This window comes from Phytoactinopolyspora endophytica, assembly GCF_004138495.1.
GTDB classification, from domain to species: domain Bacteria; phylum Actinomycetota; class Actinomycetes; order Jiangellales; family Jiangellaceae; genus Phytoactinopolyspora; species Phytoactinopolyspora endophytica.
The window spans coordinates 74031-76808 of sequence record NZ_ML142870.1 but is presented as its reverse complement, the minus strand read 5'-3'; the positions used below and the strand labels follow the sequence as shown (position 1 = coordinate 76808).

Below are 2778 nucleotides of genomic sequence, written 5' to 3'. Positions count from 1 at the left end.
CGCTCGATCGCGGACGAGTACTGGCAGGTCTTCCTGGACTCCCAGCCGCTCTATGCCTCGCTTCTCGGCGATCACCGGTACGACGACCGCGCCGACGATCTCTCGGCCGAAGCCGAGCAGGAACGACGACGACGGTGGGTCGAGCTGCGAGAGCGAGCGGCGGCAGTAGCCGAGGATGGCCTCAGCGAGACGGACCGGCTCACCCGGGACCTGCTGATCGGTGAGCTCGACGACGGCGTCCGGGCCGTCGACGCGCGGCTGGCCGAGCTCACGTCGGATCAGATGCAGGGGGCGCACGCCGGCCTCCTGGTGAGTGCTGGCCAGCTCCAGGCGCCGGATCCTGAACACGCGCGGATGGCGGTGGCTCGGATCGCTTCGATGGCGCGCATGCTGGATCAGGCTGCTGAGCGCTACCGCGAGGGTCTGGCCGCCGGCCGTACACCCGCGCGTATCAACGCCTCGAGGTCTCGGAACCAGGTGGAGGGCTACCTGGCATCGCCGCTGGAGAATGACCCCTTCGTCAACCTCGCGGGACCGGACGACTGGGACGGCGAGAAGGCGTGGCGGGCAGAGATGGACGACGCCGTGCGGGATATTCTGCGGCCGGCTTTCGTACGCTACCGGGACGTGTTCGCCGACGAGCTGGAGCCCGCGGCGCGGCCCGACGAGCAGGCCGGGCTAGCCCACATCGCGGACGGCGACGAGATCTATCAGGCTCTGATCGAGCTGCACACCGGTCTGCCGCTCACCTCCGACGAACTGCACGAGATCGGTATGGAGCAGGCGACGCAGTCGATCCGTGCGGAGTTCGCCGAGGTGGGGGAACGGGTGTTCGGTACGCCGGATGTACGAGCGATCTTCGACCGGATGCTGGGCGATATGGACCTGCGCTACCGGGACGCGGACGAGCTTCTGGCGCACTCACGTGAATGCCTGGAGAAGGCCACCGGTGTCATGGACGGCTGGTTCGGCATCCTTCCGCAAGCGCCGTGCGAGCTGATCCCGGTGCCGGACTATCTCGCTGCGGACGTTCCGCCGGCGTACTACCTGCCGCCGGCCGCGGACGGCAGCCGCCCTGGGGCGTACAACGTCAATCTGCACAACCCCACCGAGCAGCGGCGATACCAGACCGCGTCGATCGCCTTCCACGAGGCGATCCCCGGCCACCACCTGCAGCTGGCCATCGCCACCGAGCGCACCGACCTGCCTGAGTTCCGCCGGATGGGCATCGGACACACCGCGTACATCGAGGGCTGGGGGCTGTACACGGAGCGGCTGGCCGACGAGATGGGCCTGTACGAGACCGATCTCGACCGGCTGGGGATGCTGGCCTCCGATGTGTGGCGGGCATGCCGGCTCGTCGTCGACACCGGGCTGCATGCGCGCGGCTGGAGCCGACAGCAGGCCATCGACTTCATGGCGGAGTACGCCCCGATCGACTCGGGGACCATCGCCGTCGAGGTGGATCGGTACATCGGCATGCCGGGCCAGGCGCTGGCATACAAGGTCGGCCAGCGGGAGATCCTTGAGCAGCGGGCCGAGGCGGAGGCCAAGCTGGGCGGGAAGTTCGACATCAAGGGTTTCCACGACGCCGTGCTGGGTGCCGCCACGATCAGCCTGCCGGTGCTCCGTCGTCGTGTCGCCTCGTGGATAGCTGCGTGCGCGTGAGGTTGCGTTCGATCGCCTCCCGGGCCGTCTGAAGGACCTCGGCACGGCCGAGAGGAGCAGCGGTCCTGGCGGGCGCCGATGTGGGGTCGTCCAGCGGCCGATTGGCCGCCGGAGCGTCCGGGGCGGCGTCGGCTGCCGCATGGAGCAGGGCGGCGACGTTGTGATCCCCAAGTCCGCGCAGCAGGTCGGCGAGGTTGCGCAGCGTCGTCCACTGGTGGATCCAGTTCCCGGTGCGAGCGAAGTAGTCGATCGCGTCGCGGCAGCCCTGCAGCGCATCCTCGGTCCGGCCCGCATCGGCGCGCACCGAGAACAACCCGACGGTCGCGACGCCGACGAGGAACGTGGCGCCGGAGGCGCGGGCGAGGTCGATGGAGCGGACGTAATGGCGCTCGGCGTGCTCATTCTGGCCGGCGAGGCTGTCGATCTCCGCGGTGACGTACGCACCCCACGCGAGCATGGTGGGTGACACCGCGCCGGTCAGTCCTCGTTCGTTAAAGGCGCGCGCCTCGTCGAGCTTGCCGCTGTAGGCCATCGCGAGCGCGGCGACGCCGAGGTTCTCGCGCGGCCCGGGAGCGAGCGGCGCGGCAGCCTCGCAGAGCTCGACGACCTCGGCGTAGGACCCGCGCGCCAGCGCGACCACGGATCGGGCCATCAAGCACAGCCACGAGCCGCGCGAATCGGCGGCCAGATCCAGTCCGGCCGTGGCATACCGGTCGGCACGCTCATGGTCGCCGCTCTGGTACGAGGCCTCGGCGGCCGTTCCCAGCACCGCGGCCGCCCGGGGATGCGCGGCGAGCAACGGATCCCCGGCCAGCTCGATGGCCCAGGACCGAAGCTCGACCATGTCGCGGTAGGTGATCGCATCGAACAGGGCGACGACTAGGGTGACGGCGTCGTCAAGCATCCCCCGGTCCCGGACGAGCCGCCAGGCCGCCCGTAGGTTGGGCAGCTCCCGGCGCAGCAGCGCGTCGGCCTGCGGCTCGCGGTCGGTGGTCATCTCCCGCTCGAGGGTGGTCGCCAGGTCGACCGCCCACCGCACCAAGGCCATGGTCGCGCCGTCGTCCTCACCGGCAGCCGCCAGCCGGTCCAGCCCGAACGTCCGCAACGTCT

General features: G+C 70.1%; 1 protein-coding gene and 1 pseudogene. One reads left to right on the top strand and one right to left on the bottom strand.

The genetic code is table 11. The annotated features are described in order from the left end of the window. A partial coding sequence (locus ELR45_RS29795) for a DUF885 domain-containing protein (protein WP_165368226.1) occupies positions 1-1668 on the top strand: 1668 nt, incomplete at its 5' end. Here the strand turns inward: ELR45_RS29795 and ELR45_RS39615 are convergent. Beyond that, positions 1613-2778, bottom strand: a pseudogene (locus ELR45_RS39615) (transcriptional regulator); the annotation flags it as partial. The gene ELR45_RS29795 and the pseudogene ELR45_RS39615 overlap by 56 nt on opposite strands.